General features: G+C 67.4%; 20 protein-coding genes. 11 read left to right on the top strand and 9 right to left on the bottom strand.

The features are described 5' to 3' along the window. Nucleotides 1-55: 55 nt before the first annotated feature. Nucleotides 56-412, top strand: a complete 357-nt coding sequence (locus RIC54_RS11275) for a YggT family protein (protein ID WP_350097037.1) — start codon at nucleotides 56-58, stop codon at nucleotides 410-412. Here the strand turns inward: RIC54_RS11275 and RIC54_RS11280 are convergent. From RIC54_RS11280 to RIC54_RS11300, 5 genes are all read right to left on the bottom strand, one after another. Further along, nucleotides 386-1165, bottom strand: a complete 780-nt coding sequence (locus RIC54_RS11280) for a hypothetical protein (RefSeq protein WP_350097039.1) — start codon at nucleotides 1163-1165, stop codon at nucleotides 386-388. The two genes, RIC54_RS11275 and RIC54_RS11280, sit on opposite strands and share 27 nt — an antisense overlap. A gap of 99 nt (nucleotides 1166-1264) precedes the next feature. Continuing rightward, nucleotides 1265-2158 (bottom strand): HpcH/HpaI aldolase/citrate lyase family protein, encoded by an 894-nt coding sequence (locus tag RIC54_RS11285; RefSeq protein WP_350097041.1) that lies wholly within the window; start codon nucleotides 2156-2158, stop codon nucleotides 1265-1267. Beyond that, the gene (locus RIC54_RS11290) at nucleotides 2158-3366 is read right to left on the bottom strand and encodes a CaiB/BaiF CoA transferase family protein (protein WP_350097043.1); all 1209 of its coding nucleotides are present in this window, start codon (nucleotides 3364-3366) and stop codon (nucleotides 2158-2160) included. Before RIC54_RS11290 ends, RIC54_RS11285 begins: the two co-directional genes overlap by 1 nt. After that, nucleotides 3366-4304, bottom strand: coding sequence for a hydroxyacid dehydrogenase (locus RIC54_RS11295; RefSeq protein WP_350097045.1), 939 nt, complete (start codon nucleotides 4302-4304; stop codon nucleotides 3366-3368). The genes RIC54_RS11290 and RIC54_RS11295 overlap by 1 nt, the downstream gene beginning before the upstream one ends. Nucleotides 4305-4403: 99 nt before the next feature. Beyond that, entirely contained in the window at nucleotides 4404-4805 is a 402-nt protein-coding gene (locus tag RIC54_RS11300) for a hypothetical protein (protein ID WP_350097047.1), read from the bottom strand. Between RIC54_RS11300 and RIC54_RS11305 the strand changes: the two genes are divergently transcribed. Beyond that, entirely contained in the window at nucleotides 4804-5841 is a 1038-nt protein-coding gene (locus RIC54_RS11305; RefSeq protein WP_502989707.1) for an RluA family pseudouridine synthase, read from the top strand. The genes RIC54_RS11300 and RIC54_RS11305 overlap by 2 nt on opposite strands. Nucleotides 5842-5934: 93 nt before the next feature. Beyond that, nucleotides 5935-6831, top strand: coding sequence for an RNA polymerase sigma factor RpoH (gene rpoH, locus RIC54_RS11310; protein WP_350097051.1), 897 nt, complete (start codon nucleotides 5935-5937; stop codon nucleotides 6829-6831). A 29-nt stretch (nucleotides 6832-6860) separates the two neighbouring features. Here the strand turns inward: rpoH and RIC54_RS11315 are convergent, their stop codons facing one another. Continuing rightward, the gene (locus tag RIC54_RS11315; protein ID WP_350097053.1) at nucleotides 6861-7349 is read right to left on the bottom strand and encodes a hypothetical protein; all 489 of its coding nucleotides are present in this window, start codon (nucleotides 7347-7349) and stop codon (nucleotides 6861-6863) included. A gap of 52 nt (nucleotides 7350-7401) precedes the next feature. Continuing rightward, entirely contained in the window at nucleotides 7402-9405 is a 2004-nt protein-coding gene (locus tag RIC54_RS11320) for a protein kinase family protein (protein ID WP_350097055.1), read from the bottom strand. A gap of 199 nt (nucleotides 9406-9604) precedes the next feature. Here RIC54_RS11320 and RIC54_RS11325 point away from each other — a divergent pair, with 199 nt between their 5' ends. Further along, nucleotides 9605-9898: a hypothetical protein gene (locus RIC54_RS11325; RefSeq protein ID WP_350097057.1), complete on the top strand. Its 294-nt coding sequence runs from the start codon at nucleotides 9605-9607 to the stop codon at nucleotides 9896-9898. A 21-nt stretch (nucleotides 9899-9919) separates the two neighbouring features. Here RIC54_RS11325 and RIC54_RS11330 read toward each other — a convergent pair whose 3' ends face one another. Together RIC54_RS11330 and RIC54_RS11335 are read right to left on the bottom strand one after the other, a co-directional pair. After that, the gene (locus RIC54_RS11330; protein ID WP_350151027.1) at nucleotides 9920-11218 is read right to left on the bottom strand and encodes an adenylosuccinate synthase; all 1299 of its coding nucleotides are present in this window, start codon (nucleotides 11216-11218) and stop codon (nucleotides 9920-9922) included. Beyond that, on the bottom strand, nucleotides 11215-12390 hold the full coding sequence (locus RIC54_RS11335; RefSeq protein ID WP_350097061.1) for an ATP phosphoribosyltransferase regulatory subunit: 1176 nt from the start codon (nucleotides 12388-12390) through the stop codon (nucleotides 11215-11217). Before RIC54_RS11335 ends, RIC54_RS11330 begins: the two co-directional genes overlap by 4 nt. A gap of 176 nt (nucleotides 12391-12566) precedes the next feature. On the opposite strand from RIC54_RS11335, the gene RIC54_RS11340 reads away from it, so the two are divergent. From RIC54_RS11340 to RIC54_RS11370, 7 genes are all read left to right on the top strand, one after another. Next, a complete protein-coding gene (locus RIC54_RS11340) occupies nucleotides 12567-13940 on the top strand; it encodes a flavin monoamine oxidase family protein (RefSeq protein ID WP_350097063.1) in 1374 nt (457 codons plus the stop codon). Between the two features lie 114 nt (nucleotides 13941-14054). Continuing rightward, complete coding sequence (locus RIC54_RS11345; RefSeq protein ID WP_350097065.1) at nucleotides 14055-14795, top strand: hypothetical protein; 741 nt, start codon at nucleotides 14055-14057, stop codon at nucleotides 14793-14795. A 126-nt stretch (nucleotides 14796-14921) separates the two neighbouring features. Continuing rightward, nucleotides 14922-16211, top strand: a complete 1290-nt coding sequence (locus tag RIC54_RS11350) for a sarcosine oxidase subunit beta family protein (RefSeq protein ID WP_350097067.1) — start codon at nucleotides 14922-14924, stop codon at nucleotides 16209-16211. A gap of 12 nt (nucleotides 16212-16223) precedes the next feature. Beyond that, on the top strand, nucleotides 16224-16529 hold the full coding sequence (locus RIC54_RS11355; protein WP_350097069.1) for a sarcosine oxidase subunit delta: 306 nt from the start codon (nucleotides 16224-16226) through the stop codon (nucleotides 16527-16529). Between the two features lies 1 nt (nucleotide 16530). Next, nucleotides 16531-19542, top strand: a complete 3012-nt coding sequence (locus RIC54_RS11360; protein ID WP_350097071.1) for a sarcosine oxidase subunit alpha family protein — start codon at nucleotides 16531-16533, stop codon at nucleotides 19540-19542. Continuing rightward, on the top strand, nucleotides 19535-20143 hold the full coding sequence (locus tag RIC54_RS11365; protein ID WP_350097073.1) for a sarcosine oxidase subunit gamma: 609 nt from the start codon (nucleotides 19535-19537) through the stop codon (nucleotides 20141-20143). The genes RIC54_RS11360 and RIC54_RS11365 overlap by 8 nt, the downstream gene beginning before the upstream one ends. A 13-nt stretch (nucleotides 20144-20156) precedes the next feature. Beyond that, on the top strand, nucleotides 20157-21401 hold the full coding sequence (locus tag RIC54_RS11370) for a hypothetical protein (RefSeq protein WP_350097075.1): 1245 nt from the start codon (nucleotides 20157-20159) through the stop codon (nucleotides 21399-21401). The last annotated feature ends 14 nt before the right edge of the window (nucleotides 21402-21415 follow it).

Consider the following 21415-nt stretch of genomic DNA (forward strand, 5'->3'; position numbering starts at 1 on the left):
CTTTTTCGTTTCCCGACGACGATGCTTCCGCGACAAATAGGCCTGGAGAATCCTGATGATCGAAGGCGTGCCGCTCTGGGCAGTCGTGATCGACTACATCCTCGGCGTGGTGATGTGGACCCTCGTCGGGCGCTTCGGAATGAGCCTGTTTCTTCCGGAGAACAGCAACTTCTTCTTCATGCGGTTCTTCGTGCAGTCGACCGACCCGCTGATCCGATTGTTCAAGCCGATCACACCGGGGTTTCTGATCGCCCCGATCGTGCCGCTCTACGTCGCGTGGTTCTTCTACATGACCCGGTTCTACCTGATGCCCTGGCTGCTCGGGTACTCGGTGATGGGCATGCTGTCGTTCCCGCTCGAAGGCGAGATCGCCCAGGGCATCGCGTCACTCGCCCGCCTGCTCGGGAACTGAGCGGATCGCGACCGGCGACGGCGCGAAAGCCGACCCGTCCGACGGCTTCGCCTCGTCCGCCAGCAGCGCGCGCGCGTCAAGCGACCGGCGAAGCTCGCGGCGCACCTCCTGCCAGCGGAACCGCACCGAGTTCAGCACGATCGGCTCGTCAAGCGCTTTCATCTCGTCGACGATCGGTGCCCAGCGCACCAGCGCCGGGGGACTCTCAGTGAACGCCGCCGCATCGTCGGTCACCGCATGCCAGTCGCACGATGCCAGTCGCTCCAGGACAGCCTCGGCCGACGACGCGAAGGCAGGGCCGGCGTCGGTTGGAGTACCGGTCACCGCAAGGATTTGCGAGACCGCCGTGCGGACGATCCGGCCCACCTCGGAAGCCGCATCCGGCTGCGCCCCTGCCATCAGCCCGCCGGCGTACACCGACAGGTCCGACAGGCACGCCAGCCAGACCTGCCACTTGGCAATGTTCATCGAGGCGACGAAGCCGTCATTGTCGAACAACTCGGGGTACCGCATGCCGGATCGGGTACGCACGTAGCCATACAGCGACGTCTGGGCCACGAAGCTGGCACGGGTGTCCAGGAAGCGTTGCAGGCTTGCGATGTCGACGACGGGTTCAGCCCTTCGGCGGCGACCCACGCCCACGTAGTCGCGCAACGTGGCCAGCAGTTCCCGAGGCCTGGCGAGCACGCCAAGCGCGGCGGCAATCGTGTCCGACAGCGATTCGGGATGTTCAACCCGCTTGAGACGCCGCATCCCTGCCCCCATCCGCAAACCGCCGGAACCGACAGTCTGGCATCAGCCTAGGGCAGGACACGCTGCAGCAGCAACCGGGATGGACAGTGCCCGGGGGGATCAGGCTCGGCGTGCGGCAATCCGGTCGCGGGTGGCCAGTACGCGCTGGGCGCGCTCGACGATCGGCTTGTCGATCATCTTGCCCTGATACGCGACAGCCCCGAGCCCGTCGGACAGCGCCTTTTCGAAGGCCGCCAGCAGACCTTCCGCGTGCGCAATCTCCTCGGCACTCGGCGCGAACGCGGCGTTCAGAACCGGCACCTGGGCCGGATGGATCGCCATGCCGCCCTCGGAGCCGGCACGGCGTCCGGCCTCGGCGGCCCGCCGGAACAGGTCGAGATCGCTGAACTCCGCAATCGACCCCGGATAGCCCAGGGGCATCACCCCCGCTTCACGTGCCGCGAGCCGGACGGCTGCCTCGTAGGGTGCCAGCACGTCAGGATCCGGCTCCGGCAGCCCAAGATCCGACGCCAGATCTTCGCCGCCGGCGGTAATCCCGGCGACCCGCGGACCGGCCGCGATCGACCGCACATCGGCGATTCCCTGAGCGGTCTCGACCAACACGCAGAATCGGATCCGTCCGACCGGCAGGCCGCGCTCGGCCTCCAACTCTCCGACCACCTGGTCGATTTCCACCAGATGATGATGCGAATCGACCTTCGGAAGGCACAGCGCGGTCACTCCGGCGATCACCGATGCCTCCAGATCCGGCAGGGCCAGCCGCCAGGGCCGGTTGATCCGGACGAGCACCTCGCCCCCGCGTGCACCGACAGCCGGGACCGCCGCCGCCAACGCTGCCCGGGCCGCGGACTTCGAAGCCGGCGGGATCGAGTCCTCCAGGTCCAGCACGATGCCGTCGGCACCACGCTCGGCCGCCTTGGCCACGAACCGCTCGGCCGTCGCGGGCACGTACAACAGGGAACGCCACAACGGCAGTGGAATGGTGTCCGGCATCACAGCGCTCCCGCTTCGTTCAGGGCGGACGGGTCATGCCCCAGCGACCGCCAGATTTCGTTGTTGTGCTCACCAAGCTCCGGCGCCGGCCGGCGCAGCTTACCGGGCGTCGCCGACAGGCGCGGAATGACGTTGTGCATGGCGAGGCGTCCGGTATCGGCATCTGGCAGCGACACCACCACCTCACGGTCCATAGGATAGGGGTGCTCCGCCAGTTGCGCCACGTCGGCCACCGCGCCGACGGTGACACCCGCCTTCTCGAACAGATCCAGACACTCTTCCTGGGTACGCTCCGCCATGAAGGCCGCGACGATCGGGTCGAGCTCGTGGTTGTTCTTGACCCTGTCGGTGTTGGTGCGGAACCGCGGATCGGTGATCAGTTCGGGCCGGCCCATGGTGCGGAACAACCGCTCCGCCATCGCCTGCATCGAACCGCTGAGGGCGACATACTTGCCGTCGCTGCACTGGTACACATTGCGTGGCGCCGTCTGGTTGGACAGCGAGCCGGTGCGCTCGGGAACCTGGCCCGCCAGATCGTAGTTGGCGACAACCGGGCCCAGGACGGAGTGGATCGGGTCGAATAAGGGCAGGTCGATGACCTGACCGGGCCCGCCCTTCAATTCGATCTCGCGGATCGCCACCATCACCGAGAACGCGCCGTACAGCCCCGCGATCATGTCGGCGAGCGCCAATGGTGGCAGCACCGGCGCCCGATCGGCAAAGCCATTCATCGCCGCGAAGCCGCTCATCGCCTCGACCAGGCTGCCGAAGCCGGGCTTGTGCGCCCACATGCCGTCCTGGCCCCATCCGGAAATCCGCACGATGATCAGGTTGGGATTGCGAGCGTGCAGCACATCGGGACCGATGCCCATCGCCTCGAGCGTGCCGGGTTTGAAGTTCTCAACCAGCACGCGCGAGGTCGCGGCCAGATCGAGCATGAGCTCCACTGCCCTTGGGTGCCGGAAGTCGAGGGTCACGCTCTTCTTGTTGCGGCAATAGACCTTCCAGTGGGTCGAAACGCCCTCGGTCTTCCAGTTCCGCAGATCGTCCCCGACGCCAGGCTTCTCGACCTTGATGACCTCGGCGCCGTGGTCGGCCAGGACGTGCGTGACCGCGTTGCCGGCCACCAGACGCGAAAGATCCAGCACCCGGATTCCGTCGAGGGCCGCCGGCGCATCCGGCTCCCAAGGTTTTTCGACGCCGCTCATCAGTTCTTCTCCTGCAAGGCTTCCAGGACGGCATCGGCGATCACGACACCGACCCGGGAATTGCTCTCGTCCGTCACTCCGGCGATGTGCGGGGTAAGCACCAGATTGGGGCACCCGTCGAACACCGCGCCGGCTTCGGCGGTCAACGGCTCTACCTCGAACACGTCAAGGGCCGCTCCCGCCAGCCGGCGCTCCTTAAGGGCAGCAGCAAGCGCCGGTTCGTCGACCACGCCACCGCGTGCCGCGTTGATCACAACGGCTTCCGGACGCATGGCGGCCAGTGCCGCCGCGTCGATCAGGTGATGCGTACCGTCGGTCAGCGGAACGTGCAGGCTGACCACGTCGGCCGCGCCCAGGAGCCCATCCAGTGCCGCGTGCCGAACGACCCCGCTCTGCCAGATCGGATCATCCGCCGGAACGTAGGGATCAAACGCGGCGACGGTCATACCAAGTGATCGCGCCAGGATCGCAGTTTTGCGGGCAATGGACCCGAAGCCGACCAGCCCGAGGGTCTTCCCCGACACCTCGCGTCCGATCAGCCGGGTCCGTGGCCACCGCCCGGCCTGGACATCCGCGCTGGACGCGTAGGCCCCGCGCAGAAGGTGCAGGGTCATGGCGATCACGTACTCTGCAACCGAGTCGTCGTTCGCGCCGGTCGCCGGAACCACCGGCACGCCGCGGTTCCGGGCAGCCGCGACGTCGATGTTGTCGAGACCGACACCCAGTCGCCCGACGATCCGGAGCCCCGGCCCCGCCGCAAGTACCGCGTCGGTCACCTGGGTGCGGTTCCGGACCACCAGCGCCCGTGCCTCTGAGAGCAAGACCGGGATCGCTTCAGGCCGATCGACGAGGCCGGGGTCGTAGAGCGTGTCAAACCGCGAGGTCAGGCGCTCCACGCTGGGCGCATCCATGAACTCGGTGATGACGATGTCGGGCATGGGGAATCCGGGGCGGGTGACGGTCGCCGGACGATAACGGCACCGCCGGTTCAGGAGAAGGCCGCGCTCCGCCGCGACAGTGTTTCCCGCTGCGCGACGTCAGGGCTCCAGGGGATCCGGTTTCAGCCGGATCATGCCCAACGACCGGCCGCTTTCCAGATCAACGATCATCAGCGCCTTCTCGCGGCCGGCAAGCTGCAGGTGCAGCACCAGGCGCCGCTGGTCCATCGCCATGTCCAGGATCCGCGCCCGCGGCGGCAACTGCAGCGAGACCTCACCGAAAGCGGTTGGCGGCGCGATCGCAACCGGCGCGGCGACAGCCACGGCGCCGGCTGCCTCGGACTTGCCGCCGCCGGCCCGCTTCATGACGGTCACACCAAGAATGCCTATGCCGGCGACGATCATGACCGCCATGACCACTGCCGCGACCTTCACGGCGCCGAGATACGGCACAACCGGCCGCTTCTCCGGTGTTTCGCCTTGCCCTATGGTGCCGGCCATGATTCCCGAACCCTCACATACCAGTCCGCGCGGCGCGCATGATTCCATCAGTATTGTAGCATCGGCGGACGCTCTTGCCGCCCATCCCAGCGACCGGATCGACCGTTGGCTGGCCCGCTGTCTGGAGGATCGCGCAAATGATCCGCCGCTGTCGCGCAACCGACTGAAAACGTTGATCTTGGAAGGCTGTCTCTTCGTCGACGGCGCGACGATATCCGACCCCTCCAGCCCGGTCAAACCGGGTGCGACCTACCGTCTCGACGTTCCCGAGGCGACACCGGCGATCCCCGAAGCCCAGGACCTGCCCCTGACGGTCGTCTATGAAGACGCCGCGCTGATCGTGATCGACAAGCCCGCCGGCATGACCGTTCATCCGGCCCCGGGCGCACCGAAGGATACGCTGGTCAACGCGCTGATCGCCCACTGCGGTGACAGCCTGTCCGGGATCGGCGGGGTGAAACGCCCCGGCATCGTCCACAGGATCGACAAGGACACCAGCGGATTGCTGGTGGTCGCCAAGACCGACGCCGCCCATCACGCGCTTGCGGCCCGCTTTGCCGATCACAGCATCGACCGGGCCTACCGGGCGCTGTGCTGGGGCCGGCCGATCCCTCCGGCCGGCCGGATCGAAGGAGCGATCGGCCGGCACCCCCGCGACCGGATTCGCATGGCGGTCCGTCCGGAAGGCTCCGGCAAGGCCGCGGTCACCCACTACCGCACCGTTCGGGCGTTCAACGAGGCCGCAACGCTGCTGGAATGCCGGCTGGAGACCGGTCGAACCCACCAGATCCGTGTGCACCTGACCCACATCGGACATCCGCTGGTTGGCGATCCGGTCTACGGGAGAGGACGTTCCGCGAAGCTCGGTGGAGTGCCCGAAGCGACGCGAATCCGCCTCCGCGGCTTCTCCCGTCAGGCGCTGCATGCCGCGGTTCTCGGCTTCAACCATCCGATCTCCGGCGAGCCTCTGCGCTTTGAAAGCCCGCTGCCACCGGACCTTGCCACCCTGATCGACGATCTCGATCGCGTGATCTGACAGGCCCCCTCTTCAAATCAGACCACGGCGGTCCTATTTTAGGCATAATGCTGGGGCATAAGGCTTCCGAGACAAACAGGGACTAGGGGTCACATGGCGGCGCCACGTGCGAATCTTCCGTCGATCAGCGTTGAGGGCAACCTCTCTCGCTACCTGCAGGAAATACGCAAGTTTCCAATGCTGGAACCGGGCGAGGAATACGTGCTGGCCAAGTCCTGGCGCGAGCACGATGACGTTGAATCGGCTCATAAACTGGTCACCAGCCACCTTCGGCTCGTCGCGAAGATCGCGATGGGCTACCGCGGCTATGGGCTGCCGCTCGCCGAACTGATCTCGGAGGGCAATGTCGGCATGATGCAGGCGGTAAAGCGCTTCGACCCGGAACGCGGGTTCCGTCTGGCAACCTACGCCATGTGGTGGATCCGCGCGTCAATCCAGGAGTACATCCTGCACTCGTGGTCGCTGGTGAAGATGGGCACCACGGCCGCACAGAAGAAGCTGTTCTTCAACCTGCGACGGCTCAAGGGCCAGATGCAGGCGATCGAGGACGGCGACCTGTCGCCGGAGCGCGTGACGGCAATCGCCGAGAAGCTGGACGTATCCGAGGCCGACGTGGTCTCGATGAACCGCCGTCTGGCCAGCCCCGATCATTCGCTGAACGCGCCGCTTCGGCAGGACGGAGAGGGCGAGTGGCAGGATTGGCTGGTCGACGAGGGCCAGAACCAGGAAGTGAGCTTCGCCGAGGACGAGGAACTGTCCAAGCGGCGTCGCCTCCTGAACTCGGCGATGGAGACGCTCAACGACCGTGAGCGCCACATTCTGACCGAACGCCGTCTGCGTGATAACCCGACCACCCTGGAGGACCTGAGCCAGGAGTACGACATCAGCCGCGAGCGCGTGCGGCAGATCGAGGTACGGGCGTTCGAGAAGCTGCAGAAGGCGATCAAGAACGCCGCCATCGAAGAGAAGCTCCTGCAGGCCAACCACTAGGCGAAGCCGATGGCGCAAGCCGGCGAGGGTTACTGAGACCTCTCCGGCTTCTCCCCCTTCTCGTCGGCGTCGCGCCGTCCGCCGGCCACCCCGGGGCCCCATTCCTCGACCAGGTCGCGCTGGCGCCGACGGAGCCGCTGGACGCGCTGCTCGGTGCGCATGCCGATGAACATCCCGACTATTCCAGGGGCAACGAAGTAGATTGCCCAGCCCAGAGCCGCTGCACCGAACATCACCAGCCAGGTGAACGGATCGCCGATCACCTTGAACGCGTTGTCGTAGGAGTGATCCTCGGTCCACAGCTTGATCATGAACGGCAGCACGCCCACGAAGTTCATGCAGCCGACGCACAGCGTGGCGTATTTCTCCTTGCGCCGGTCGGAGATCATCGCGGCCACCGTCGGCAACATGCCGATGCCGAGGATCAGCACCGTCGGCAGCGTGAAAACCGCCACCCCGCCGATGATGAAGATGAAGATCACGCGGGTTGCGGCGCTGTTGGCTGAACTGGCGGTCATGTTGGTCGGTGATTGCGTGTGCGTTGGCGCGGACGATGCGCGGAAGCTCTCATCATAACATGTACATGATGATGATGGAGGTGGCACCGATGCTGCCGATCACCCCCGAGGCGACTGCGGCCACCTGCTCGCCAAGTTCGGTTGCCATGTGCTCGCGGTTCTGGATCTCGATCGACAACTGCTGGATCTGAGCGCCGCAGTACTGGTGTTCCTGCATCGCCCGGGCATAGCCCTGCTGGTCGCGCTGAACCGACTTCGTATCACCGTAGATGTTCTGCAGTTCGATCAGCAATCCCGTCTCGGCAGCGCGTGAAATGCTGAGTTCCATCGCCTTGCGCTGCTTGAGATTGTGGAAGTCATTGACCGCCGACTTCATCAGGTCGACGAACCACGCCGCCAATGACGGCGCAGGGCCGTTCTTTGACATGGCCTGAACCCGGGCGAGCAGCGTGAGAGCGGCCAGGACGTGGCTGGTTCCGTTCTGCTCGGCGCCCGCCAACGGCCGCACGAACCGTTCGTCGACATCCGGCGAACGCGCCACCGAGAACGCGGCGATGTGCCGGTCCATCGGCCGGCCAGCGCGATCCTTGCCCGCGGCGACCCGCTCCAGTGCCGGAACCAGTTCCTCGATCCGGGTGACGTACAGATGATCGATCAGCGGGCTGCGGCAGTGAATGTTCGGGTTAAGTGCGTAGAGAACCCGCTCGATGCCGAAGCCGGGGCCGGTCTGGCTCAGGGCCAGCGGGAGTTTGTCGTAGATCGCGTAGAGATCGTTCAGATCTGAGCGCGTTCGCGCCTGCAACGACATCCAGACGCCGATGAATCGCCCGTTGATGAAGTCGGCTACCTTCTGACGAACGTCGTCGCGCTCGAAGTCCATGGCCAACGCGGCCCCGACGCCATCAACATGCGCCGAAAAGCCTTTGTGCCGGATGGGTGCCGCCGGGTCGAGCGCCATCCCGACCCGGGTGATCAGCTTGGCCGATTCCGCTTCGGGCGCGCTCTGCAGGTTGGTTTGGCTGCCGAAAACCTTGGTGACGGCCTCCAGCACCTTTTCGTCGTTCAGGCTTCGACGCAGCCAGTTGTCGAAGTCGGGGCTGCGAATCACCTCGCCGGACGTCAACCAGTTGCGCGCCAGCGCTTCGGCAGCCGCGCGCACGTTCTCATAGTCCCTGCCGGCAACGTTGAGCGGCCGGGCCGCCTTCGAAGGCAGCTTCGCCTGCTTCGGAGTCAGTCGCCGGCCGCCGATCCACAACTCGGTCTCCCGGATCGACCACCGCTCGCGCGGGTCGTCCGACAGCAACCCCCGCAGCAGCTCCATCATGTTCATCTGGATGCGCGCGCCGCTGGTGAGCACGGAGTACGAGCCCTGGTTGATCTTGCGCTCGACGATCTCTGCCGCGGTGAGTTCGTGGACTGGATTTCGCCCGAGCAGCAGGAAGATCACGCACACGCCGAGCGCGTAGAGATCGTCGGCCACGCCGCCACGCCCGCGCGCCGAGGGCTCGGCCATGGCCTGTTCGATGGTCTCGGCGAATGCGGGGTTGGTCATGCCGGGGGGAGCCGTCAGGCAGTCGCCAAGCATGATCTGCTTGCGGGCGGGATCCGCGTAGAACAGGTTGTCAGGCCGTACCGCGCGATGCGGGACGCCTCGGGTCGACAAATCCCTCAGGATTGCAACTGCAGGGGTCAGAAACCCGCGCACCAGCCGCTCGTCCGACATCGGTTCCAGGACATCGGCATTTGACTTGGCAACCCGGCCGCCCGCCGGTTTTTCATAGACCAGGATCGGCAGCCGCCGACGGGCCGGTGCCCAGGCGGCAATCCCCCACTCGACGAAGCGCATCAGCGCGCTTCCGGCGGTCAGGCCGCGAATCGAATCGATGTCGTCATAACGATAGGGAACACGCGAATCGCACACGTAAGCGATCAGTTCGCCATGCTCTTCGCGCCGCGCCGTCGCCGCGAACGCCTTGGCGCCCGGCAAATCGAACTCCGGGAGAGGATGGCCAGGGTCGACATCGACCCGTTCCTTGATGACGACGCTATCAGCCATGACGATCTCCGGCGCACGGACCGCGGCAGTCTATCATGCCAATCGGCGATTCGGCATGCAGAGACCGTACGGTCGCCCTTCCCTTCCCGTCGATCCTGGCGCGTGTTCCTGGGCACGCTACCGCCGCTTGCCGCCATCGTCGCGGACTGTTACGGCAAGGGGATCGCTGTTCCCGCGCCCTTCACCAAGGAACGTTGCCATGCGCTCCCTATCGATCACGTTCGCCGCCGCCGCTATCGCCCTCGCCACCTTCGTATTGACGCCCGTCGCGGACGCCGCGACCGACGCCAAGTGCGACCCCGATACGCTTTCGGCCAAACTGCACGAGCGGATGAAGAGCGACGGCAAGACCGACGCCGAGATCCGGGACATCCTCAGCAGCAGCATGAAGCGGCGCATCATGACCGGCCGGATCGCCGATGGCAGCGGGTGCACCGCCGAGCAGACCGAAAAGGCGCTAGAGAAGCTTGAGACCACCATCAAGCACGGATAGCAGCCGCCTCTGCCCCGCCGGTCAGAGCCCGTCGGCGAACGGATCGCGGACCAGGATCGTATCGTCGCGTTCCGGGCTGGTCGACAGCAGCGCCACCGGCGCTTCGATCAGTTCCTCGATGCGCCGGATGTACTTGATGGCGTTGGCCGGCAGTTGGGCCCAGGACCGTGCGCCCCGGGTGCTGTCCTTCCAGCCCTCCAGTGTCTCGTAGATCGGCTCCACCCGGGCCTGGGCCGCCTGGCCGGCCGGCAGATAGTCGAGCTGCTGTCCGTCGAGCCGGTAGCCGGTGCACACGTTGAGTGTCTCGAAGCCGTCGAGCACGTCGAGCTTGGTGAGTGCGATGCCGTTGACGCCGCCGGTCTTGATGGCCTGGCGAACCATCACCGCATCGAACCAGCCGCACCGCCGCCGCCGGCCGGTGACCGTTCCGAACTCATGACCGCGTTCGCCGAGCGAGCTGCCGACTTCGTCATTCAGTTCGGTCGGGAACGGGCCGGACCCGACCCGCGTCGTGTAGGCCTTGGTGATCCCGAGCACGTAGCCGATGTTGGTCGGCCCCATACCGGAGCCGGTCGCCGCCTGTCCTGCAACGGTGTTCGACGAGGTGACGTATGGATAGGTACCGTAGTCGACGTCCAGCATGACCGCCTGGGCGCCCTCGAACAGGATGCGCTTGTTGGCGACCCGTGCGGCCTCCAGCCGTTCCCACACCCGGCCGGCAAACGGCAGGATCCTCGGCGCGATCTCGGTCAACGCCGCCAGCAGTTCCACCGGATCGATCTCCGCCTCGCCCAGGCCGCGCAGGTACGCGTTGTGGTGCTCGGCCAGGTACTCGACCTTGGCTTTCATGGTCTCCGGTTCGCCCAGATCGCAGACCCGGACGGCCCGGCGGCCGACCTTGTCCTCGTAGGCCGGGCCGATGCCGCGTCCGGTGGTGCCGATCTTGCCGTCGCCGCGGGCGGCCTCACGGGCCTGGTCGAGGCGGCGGTGCACCGGCAGGATCAGCGCCGCGGTATCGGCGACCAGCAGGCTGCCCGGCTTCAGGTCCAGGCCCTGGCCGCGCACCCGCTCAAGCTCGTCCAGAAAGGCCCAGGGATCGACGACCACGCCGCTGCCGATCACCGACAGCTTGCCCGGCCGCACAACGCCCGAGGGCAACAGGCTGAGCTTGTAGACCTGGTTGCCGATCACCAGCGTGTGGCCGGCATTGTGACCGCCCTGGAAGCGCACTACCACGTCCGCGCGCTCCGACAGCCAGTCGACGATCTTGCCCTTGCCCTCGTCGCCCCACTGGGCGCCGATCACGGCCACATTGCTCATCTCTTGTCCTCCGACGCCCCGAGGGCGATCACTTTTCCATCCCGCCACACCCCGGTGCAGCGCTGGCGCCGTGCCTCGGCGTCGATGTCGTCCACCGGTTCCAGTCCCTGCACGGTGACGCGCCCGGCAGCGCGCAGTGCCGCAGTCGCCTCGCGCGGCGTGCCGTAGGGCGCGTAGACCGCCTCTCGCTTTGCCGGTGCCGGCAAGGCCTGCAGCACCATCTCCATGTACAGCGTGAAGCCGGTCGCAGTCTCGGTCGGGTCGCCGTTCGGCCGATACCGCCCGCCGCGCCCCATCTCGCCGCGCACCCCGCGGGCGAACAGGCTGAACGCGATGCCGGTGTGGTACTCGAAACCGCGATTCTCGACCGGATCCAGGGTGATGGCCAGGTCCGGCTCCGCCGCCGCCACCAGGTCGACGACATGGGTCAACCGGTCCAGGGCGGCGCGTGCGTCGTCCGGCAGGTCGATGCCCGCCAACGCCGCCAGAGCGGCGTCCTTCGGCCCGGTCGCCGCCAGCAGGCGCGTCAGCACCGTTGCCACACCTCCGCCAAGCGCCTCGACGGCGGCAATGTCCTTGCGGTCGATCGCTGCGCGCAGACGCGCCAGATCGGACGACGGCAGATCGACCCCGGCCAGCACCGCCGGCACCAGCGGTGGCACCATCAGGTCGACCGACAGCCCCTTCACGCCAGCGGATCGCAACGTCTCGATGCCGACCAGGATGATCTCGGCGTCCGCCTCGGCGGTTGCACTGCCGATCAGCTCGGCGCCGACCTGCACCATCTCGCGTTCGGGATTCAACTGGTCGGCGACGGTGCGCAGCACTTCACCCGAGTAGCACAGCCGCAGCGGCCGAGGCGCGTTCTTCAGCCGGGTCGAGGCAATGCGGGCGACCTGCACCGTCATATCGGCGCGCACGCCCATCATGCGCTGCGACATCGGATCCATCAGCCGGAACACCCGGTCGGACGTTGCGGCCCCGGGCCCTTCCAGCAGGCTGGTCTCAAATTCGATCAGCGGCGGTTTCACCCGCTCGTAGCCATGCGCCACGGTGCGCGCCACCAGCAGCTCGATCAGCCGGGCTTCGTTGCCGGCGTTCGGCGGAAGAATGTCGCGCAGCCCCGCGGGCAGCAGGGCGCGGCGGCCGAGTTCGGTCAGCGTGTCGGACACGGGCGGCGCAAGCCTCTCGTCAGGGTATCGAACGGGCGCCCTGTCCTAGAGGAAACCATCGAACGGGGCAACGGTGGCATCAGGCCGCCACCGCGTCGGATCGCAGAATTACTCTGCCCCGGGACAGAACGGGTACTATAGTACCAGTACGCTGCGCTGCGCGGCCGGAGGCTCCGTTGAAGCCCGCAGGGATCCACCGACGTCAACTCCTGAAGGTCGCGCTGTTCGCCAGCGGCGCTTGGGCCGTGGTTCCGACACGCACTCCTCGGGCACAGACCCTGCGCGACACCAGGGTGGTCGTCGTCGGAGCGGGAATCGCCGGACTGGCCGCCGCACGAACCCTTGCCGACCAAGGCGTATCGGTTGTTGTCGTGGAAGCCAACGCCCACATCGGCGGCCGGCTGCGCACTGACTGGACGCTGGGCGTTCCATTCGAGGCGGGCGCCGGATGGATCCACGGGCCAAGCCGCGACAACCCGATCAGGCGCTTGGCCGATGCCGTGGGCGCCAAGACCAAGGTCACCGACGACGACAGCCTGAGCGTGTTCGATGCCGCCGGCAGGAAACTGCCCGATCCCGAACTGTCGAAGATCAACGCGGACTGGGAACGACTGATCAAACGGCTCGACGATGCGCTGGAGAGCGACGACCCACGCAGCCTGCGCGACGCCATCGCCGCCCTGGCGCCCGGGGCCCTGAAGGATCCCGGCGTCTTGTGGGCGCTGTCGGCGTATACCGAGTTCTCGAAGGGCGGCCCGATCGAGGATCTCTCGGCGCCTCTGCACGATGACGACGGGGCGTTTACAGGTGCCGACGTGGTGTTGGTCAGCGGATACGACAAGATCCTAGGCCCGTTGGCGGCCGGGCTCGACATCCGGCTGTCGCACCCGGTCAGCGCGATTACCACGGCCAACGACGGCGTGGTGGTGCGTGCCGGCGGCGGCGAGATCGAAGCGGACTACGCTGTCTGCAGCGTGCCGCTGGGCGTGCTGAAGGCCGGCACGATCGCCTTCAAGCCCGCACTGCCGCCCGGACATCGCAAGAACATCGCTGCCCTCGGTTTCGGCAGCGTGACCAAGATCGCCTTCGAGTTCGCCGCTCCGTTCTGGGACCTGAAGACCCAGTACTTCGGGATCGTCACCGCAGCGAAAGGTCGCTGGAACTACTGGATGAACTACCGCACCTTCTCGAACAGCAACGTGCTCCTCGGGCTCAGCGTCGGCGCCTACGCGCCGGTCGCCGACCGGATGACCGACGCGGAGATGGCGGCCGATGCACTGGCCGTGCTGCGCGGCGTGTGGGGCACGAAGGTCACCACGCCGCTGCGCGTCCTGACCACCCATTGGTCAACCGATCCGTACGCCCTGGGCGCCTACAGCTATCCCCGGCCGGGCAATCGGGCGGCGCAGTTCGACGACCTGGGCGAACCGGTTGCCGACCGGCTGTTCTTCTGTGGCGAGCACACGACCTTCGACCACGCCGGCACCACCCACGGCGCCTATCTGTCAGGTTTGCGGGCGGCGGCGCAGGTCGCCGAGGAAGCCCGCTGAGACGACGTCACACCTGGCACACCGGATTGAACGGCCGGATGGACCGGACAGACACTGGATTCGGCATCGCCGATCGGTTAACGCTCGACCGGCGACCGACGGGGATGACATCCAATGATGCGATTGCCGATCTGCGGCCTGGCTTGCCTGCTGCTTGCCGGATGCACCACGTCGGAACCCGTTCGGCAGCAACCGCAGGCCGCCGCACCGGTGGCGGCCACCGGCCCGGCCGTCATCGCGTCAACCATGGAAATCCGGATCGACGCCTCGGCGGTTGGCAACCCGCCGCTGGACAGCGCCAACCTCCATGATGCGCTCGCCAACGTCACGATCACCGAGTTCCAGTCGGGATACGGCGTGGCGGTGTCGCCGGTTCTGGGGTCGCACGTCGAGGGCTCACGGATCATCACCCACTACGCGCCGAACGCCTATCGCCAGACCGTCCGCGTTGACGACCACGGCACGGTGCATCTCGCTCACGCCACGGTCAGTCCGGGATGGTACACCCTGTACAGCTACGGCTCGACGGCGGGGTTCGATATCGCCCAGCCGCGCAAGGGACAGCGCTCCTGTCTGGTGTCCGGTCTCAAGCCTGCGCCCGGCGTCAGGCCGGTCGACCTGAAACCGGGCGATGTCGGGTATTTCGGACACTTCGTGATCGTGATCGCGGTCCTGCCCGGCAAGAACGGCGCCCCGGCCTTCGACCTTGAGGTCGCCGATTCCTTCATCGAACCGGCCCCGGCCAATCTCAACGAACTTTTGAGCGCCAACGGCCTGGATGCCACCCGCGCGCGGCGCATCCCGGCTAACCGATTCCCCTGCCCATGGTCGGTGCCACGACCTGCCACCGGCTGACCGATCGGCGCCGATTCACCACCTGAAACCGACGCCGATCCGTCGTCCGCGGCAAAACGTCTGAGCTATGCGACGCTAGGGTGCGCGGCATAGTGTTGTCGCAGTGTTTCTGGGGGAGTTGGCCGCATGGCCGAGGCAGGACGGCGGCGCGGCCCGACAGGCAAGCCGCGCTACTCGATCTTGGCGCTGGCGCGCAATGCGCTCAGCTACCACGAGAACTGGCAGGCTGCCTGGCGCAGCCCGGAGCCGAAGCCGTCCTATGACGCCATCGTCGTCGGCGGCGGCGGACATGGCCTGGCCACCGCCTACTACCTCGCCTCGGTCCACGGCATCCGCAACGTGGCAGTCCTGGAGAAGGGCTGGATCGGCGGGGGCAACACCGGGCGGAACACCACGATCATCCGCTCCAACTACCTGTGGGACGAGTCGGCGGCGATCTACGAGCACGCACTGAAGCTGTGGGAAGGCCTGAGCCAGGAGCTGAACTTCAACCTGATGTTCAGCCAGCGCGGCGTGATCACCCTCGCCCACTCCGAGCACGAGTTGAAGGAGATGCGTCGCCGGGTCGAGGCGATCCGTCTGAACGGCATCGACACCGAGGTCCTGTCGACCGCCGACGTCAAGAAACTGGTGCCGATCATCAACACCGACCAGGGCATCCGCCACCCGGTGATGGGCGGTTTCATCCAGCGGCGCGGCGGCACCGCCCGGCACGATGCGGTCGCCTGGGGCTACGCTCGTGCCGCCGACGACCTGGGCGTCGACATCATCCAGAACTGCGAGGTCACCGGCTTCCTGAAGGACGGCAACGGCGCGATCGAGGGGGTTGAGACCAGCCGCGGCATCATCCGCTCCAAGAAGATCGGCTGCGTCGCCGCCGGCCATTCCGCCGTGCTGGCCGATCTCGCCGGGTTCAAGCTGCCGATCCAGGCCCGGCCGCTGCAGGCGCTGGTGTCGGAGCCGATCAAGCCGGTCATCGACACGGTGGTGATGTCGAACGCCGTGCACATGTACATCAGCCAGTCCGACAAGGGCGAACTGGTGCTGGGCGCCGGCACCGACAGCTACAACTCCTACGCCCAACGCGGCTCGCTGAACATCGTCGAGCACCAGTTGGCCGCCGCGTGCGAGCTGTACCCGATCGTGTCGCGCCTGCGGGTGCTGCGAACCTGGGGCGGCATCGTCGACACCTGTCCGGATGCCTCGCCGATCGTCTCCACCACCCCGGTCGACGGGCTGTACTTCAACTGCGGCTGGGGCACCGGCGGGTTCAAGGCGACACCAGGCTCCGGCCATGTGTTCGCCGACCTGATGGCGCACAACCGGCCGAACCCGATCGCCGCTCCGTTCACGCTGCAGCGGTTCAAGGGCGGCTACCTGATCGACGAGCACGGCGCCGCCGGCGTGGCGCACTAGGAGGGCGACGAGATGATGCTGATTCCCTGCCCCTGGTGCGGCCCGCGCGACGATTCTGAGTTCGCCTACGGCAACCAGGCCCACATCGCCCGACCGAACGACCCGTTGGCGACCAGCGACCAGCAATGGGCGGAATACCTGTACTTTCGCGACAACCCCAAGGGCCCGTTCGCCGAGCGCTGGATGCATGCCGCCGGCTGCCGGCGCTGGTTCCACGTGGTCCGCGACACCTACAGTCACGTGATCCTGCAGGTCTACAAGGTCGGCGAGTGGCCCGACCCGGCGCTGGGCGTTGGCCCGGCGAGCAAGGAGTCCTGAGGTGGCCAGTCAGTCCAACCGCCTCGCCGCCGGTGGCCGCGTCGACCGTCGTAGGCCCCTGGTGTTCCGCTTCGACGGCCGCCGCCTGCAGGGATACGCCGGCGACACCCTGGCCTCGGCCCTGCTGGCCAACGACGTCCACCTGGTCGGGCGCAGCTTCAAGTACCACCGTCCGCGCGGCATCCTCGGCCTCGGCTCGGAGGAGCCGAACGCGCTGATCCAGCTCGGCCGCGGCAACCGTACCGAGCCGAACCTGCGGGCCACCCAGATTGAACTGTTCGACGGGCTCGACGCCCACAGCCAGAATCGATGGCCGTGCCTGCGCTTCGATGTCGGTGCCGTCAACTCGGCGTTCCACCGGCTGTTTCCGGCCGGGTTCTACTACAAGACCTTCATGTGGCCGGCGTCGCTGTGGAGCACCTATGAGGAGGTGATCCGTCACGCCGCCGGGCTCGGTCGGGCCCCGGAAGGACCCGACCCCGACCGCTACGAGCGGATGCACGCCCACTGCGACGTGCTGATTGCCGGTGGCGGCCCGGCCGGTCTGGCAGCGGCCCTGGCGGCCGGACGCAGCGGCGCGCGGGTGATCCTGGCCGACGAGCAGGCGGAATTCGGCGGTTCGCTGCTGGGAGACGACGATGTGACGATCGGCGGCACACCGGCGGTCGACTGGGTCGCCGAGGTCGTGGCCGAGTTGGAGTCGATGCCGGAGGTCACTTTGCTGCGACGCTCCACCGTCAACGGCTATTACGATCACAACTACCTGACGATCGCCGAGCGGGTCACCGATCACCTGGGCGTCGGCCTGCCGACCGTGCCGCGCCAGCGGCTCTGGAAGGTGCGCGCGGCGCGGGTGGTTTTGGCGACCGGCGCGATCGAACGCCCGCTGGTGTTCCGTGACAACGACCGGCCCGGCGTCATGCTGTCCACTGCCGTGCGCGGCTACGCGATCCGCTACGGCGTTCTGGCCGGGCGCCATCCGCTGATCGTGACCGGCAACGATGACGGTTATCGAACCGCCTTTGCGCTGGCCGACCGGCAAGCCCGGGTCGCCGCGATCGTCGACCTGCGCGCCGATCCGACCGGCTCCGTCGTCGCCGAAGCCAGACATCGCGGGATCGAGGTGCTGGCCGGCCACAGCGTCACCGCCACCCATGGTGGGCGACGGATCGAGGCTGCCGAGATTGCACCGATGACCGCCGACGGTTCCGGCCTTGCCGGTTCGACCCGCACCCTGGAATGCGACGTGATCGCCATGGCCGGCGGCTTCAATCCGACGGTCCACCTGTTTTCGCAGTCGCGCGGCAAGTTGCGCTGGGATTCAGAACGCTCCGCCTTCCTGCCGGGGACCAGCCATGAGGCAGAGGTGTCGGTGGGCGGCTGCGCGGGAACCGACAGCGTGGCCCAGGCGATCAAGGACGGCATCAGGGCCGGATTGGAGCAGGTCCGCGCGCTGGGCCACACCGCCCGCCAGCCGGCGGCACCGGCGGTGGAGGAGCATGGCCAGGGCGAGACCCGCACGCTGTGGCTGCTGCCGTCGACCCAGCCGGTCGGCCGCAAGGGCAAGCACTTCGTCGACTTCCAGAACGACGTCACCGCCGCCGACCTGATGCTGGCGACCAGAGAAGGCTACCGTTCGATCGAACACGTCAAGCGCTACACCACCACCGGCATGGGCACCGACCAGGGCAAGACCTCCAACGTCAACGCCCTGGCGATCGTTGGCCAGTCGCTCGGCGTCGACGTGCCGGCGGTCGGCACCACCACGTTCCGGGCGCCGTACACTCCGACGACCATCGGTGCGTACGGCGGCCGCGACGTCGGCCACCTGTTCGCCCCGACCCGCACCACCGCCATGGATCCCTGGCACCGCGCCAACGGGGCGAAGTTCGAGCATGTCGGTGACTGGATGCGCGCCTGGTACTACCCGAAGGCAGGCGAGACATTCCGCCAAGCCGTCGACCGCGAGGTCACGGTCGCGCGCAACGGCGTCGCCCTGCTCGACGCCTCGACGCTGGGCAAGATCGACATCCGAGGAACCGACGCGGCGGAATTCCTGAACCGGGTCTACACCAACGCCTGGGCCAAGCTGGGCGTGGGACGCTGCCGCTACGGCTTCATGCTGAAGGAAGACGGCATGGTCATGGATGACGGAGTGACCACCCGGCTCGCCGACGACCATTTCCACATGACCACGACCACCGGTGGTGCGGGCCGGGTAATGAACTGGTTGGAGGAATACCTGCAGACCGAGTGGCCGGAGATGGATGTGCGCCTGACCTCGGTCACCGAACAATGGGCGGTCGCCTCGATCTGCGGGCCGAAATGCCGGGAACTGCTCGGCCGGCTGTGCCCCGACATCGACCTCGGCAACGACGCCTTCCCGTTCATGGCCATGCGCGACGGCACGGTGGCGGGCATCCCGGCACGAGTGTTCCGGATCTCGTTCACCGGTGAACTCAGCTTCGAGATCAACGTGCCGACCCGATACGGTCTCGCGTTGTGGGAAGCGCTGATGACGGCCGGCGCCGACCTCGGAATCACGCCCTACGGCACCGAGGCGATGCACGTGCTGCGCGCCGAGAAGGGCTTCATCATCGTCGGCCAGGACACTGACGGCTCGGTGACGCCGCTCGACCTGGGAATGGACTGGATCGTCTCCAAGACCAAGCCGGACTTCATCGGCAAGCGCGGCCTCGCCCGCCCGGATCTGCACAAGCCCGACCGCAAGCAACTGGTCGGCCTGCTGACCGAGGATCCGATATTCGTGCTGCCGGAGGGCGGGCATGTGGTCGAGGCCGTCAAGCCGAAGCCGCCGATGGCGATGCTTGGCCACGTCACCTCGTCCTACTTTAGCCCAAGCGCCGGCCGTTCGATCGCCATGGCGCTGGTCAAGGGGGGCCACGCTCGCAAGGGCCAGACGCTTTACGTCCCGCTGGAGGGCAGGACCATTCCGGTGACGGTCGCCGACACCGTTTTCTTCGATCCGGAAGGGAGCCGCCGCGATGGCTGAGCCTCAGACCCCTACCGCGCGCACGCCGCTCGACGGCTACACCGGACCGATCGGCGGACCGTCCGATGCCGGCGTGGTGCTCGGCGAGGTGCGCTTCCAGGGCAAGCTGAACCTGCGCGGCAATCCCGGCGATGCAGCCTTCCGCAAGGCCGTCGCCGGCGCGATCGGCGTCGAGCCGCCGACGGCGCCGGGTGCGGTCGCCACCGCCGGCGACCGGTCGATCCTGTGGCTCGGACCGGACGAATGGCTGATCGTGACCCCCACCGGCGACGAGACCGCCCTGAAGCCCGCACTCGATGCAGCACTCATCGGCCTGCGCGCGTCGGCCGTGGACGTCTCGGACAACTACACGACGGTCCGGATCGGCGGTCCCAAGGCGCGGTGGGTACTGGCCAAGGGCTGGCCAGTCGACCTGCACCCCCAGGCGTTCGGCCCGGGCCGGGTCACCCAGAGCAACCTGGCCCTCACCAACGCCATCCTGCGCCAGACCGACGATGCCCCGACCTACGAGATCCTGGTGCGGCCGTCCTTCGCGAAGTATCTCTGGGACTGGCTGACCGATGCCTCCCTGGAGGTGGGTTGCCGCATCGACGCTGCGTGAGCCGATCGAACGGATGAACCGACGCACGCTGCTGACCCTCTTCCTGCTGGCAGGCGCCGCAGCGGCGCTCGTTCTCCGCGTGCCGGAGATCGTTCTGGAGCCGCGGTTCTGGGCCGAAGAGGCCCGGGTGTATTTCGTCTATGCCCTGGACAATCCCGCCGGCAGCGCCCTTCTCGCCCCGCATCAGGGCTACTACTCGCTGGTACCGAACCTGGCGACCTGGCTCGCGACCCTGGTACCGCTCGAGGCGGCGCCGGCCGTTACGACCACAACCGCCCTGCTAGTCCAGTTCCTGCCCGTGCTGGTCGTCGCGACCAGCACGGCGGCGTGGACCCGCGACCCGCGGCGATTGATCGTCGCCGTGCTGGTGGTGCTCCTGGTCGGTGCCGCGGGCGAACTGCACGCGACGACTACCAACAGCCAGTTCCACCTGGCGCTCGCCGCCGCCGTCATCTACGTCGAGTTCGCCTTCGAACAGCGGCCGGTGCGCCGCACCCTGCTGCTCCTGGCGCTACTGCTGGGCGGCCTTACCGGGGTGCAGGCAACCCTGCTGGCTCCGGTCTTTGCCTGGCGCTGGTGGCGGGACCGGCAGGGCCACGACGCCGCCGCTGTCGTCGTGCTCGGCATCTGCCTCATCCTCCAGTTTGCCGTGGTGATGGTTGTGTCGGGCGAGGCCGACCGATTCGAAGCGCCGGGCGAAACCACCGGGGCGCTGATTGGCGCGCTGGGCGATCTCGCAAAGGGGCTGCTGATCTACCCGATCGCCGGAGGCCTCGGGCCGAAGGACCTCAAGCTGCCGTTTGGTGCCGGGTTTCTGATCCTGGGGGTGGTCGGCGTGGCCGCGGCGGCGGTTGCCCAGGTCGCCATCCTGCGGCGCGGTCCCGGGCGAGACCTGATCGCCGCCGCCTGGGTCGTCGCGCTCATCTCGTTCATCGGCTCGCGCCGCATGGCCGGAGGTGACCGGTACCTGGAAGCGTCATCGGTCCTGGTGGTGCTGGCGATTGCCGGGGTGGCGTTCGACGCTGGCCGGCACCGTCTGGTGCGGGCCGCTGCCGCCACCGCCGTGCTGATCGCCGTCGCGATGAACGCCTGGCTGTATGGCGCGCGCACCAGCGATGTACACGACCCGGGCTGGCCGGTCTGGCGGCAGGAGGTCTCGGCATGGCGCGCCGGGACACGGGCTGAGCCGCGCATTCATCCGCAATGGGCCGATGGCGTGTGGACGGTTCCTCTGCCGGAGCGCCTGCGGACGCCGTGACCCCATCGCAGCGA

Source organism: Thalassobaculum sp. (genome assembly GCF_040219215.1).
Classification (GTDB): domain Bacteria; phylum Pseudomonadota; class Alphaproteobacteria; order Thalassobaculales; family Thalassobaculaceae; genus Thalassobaculum_A.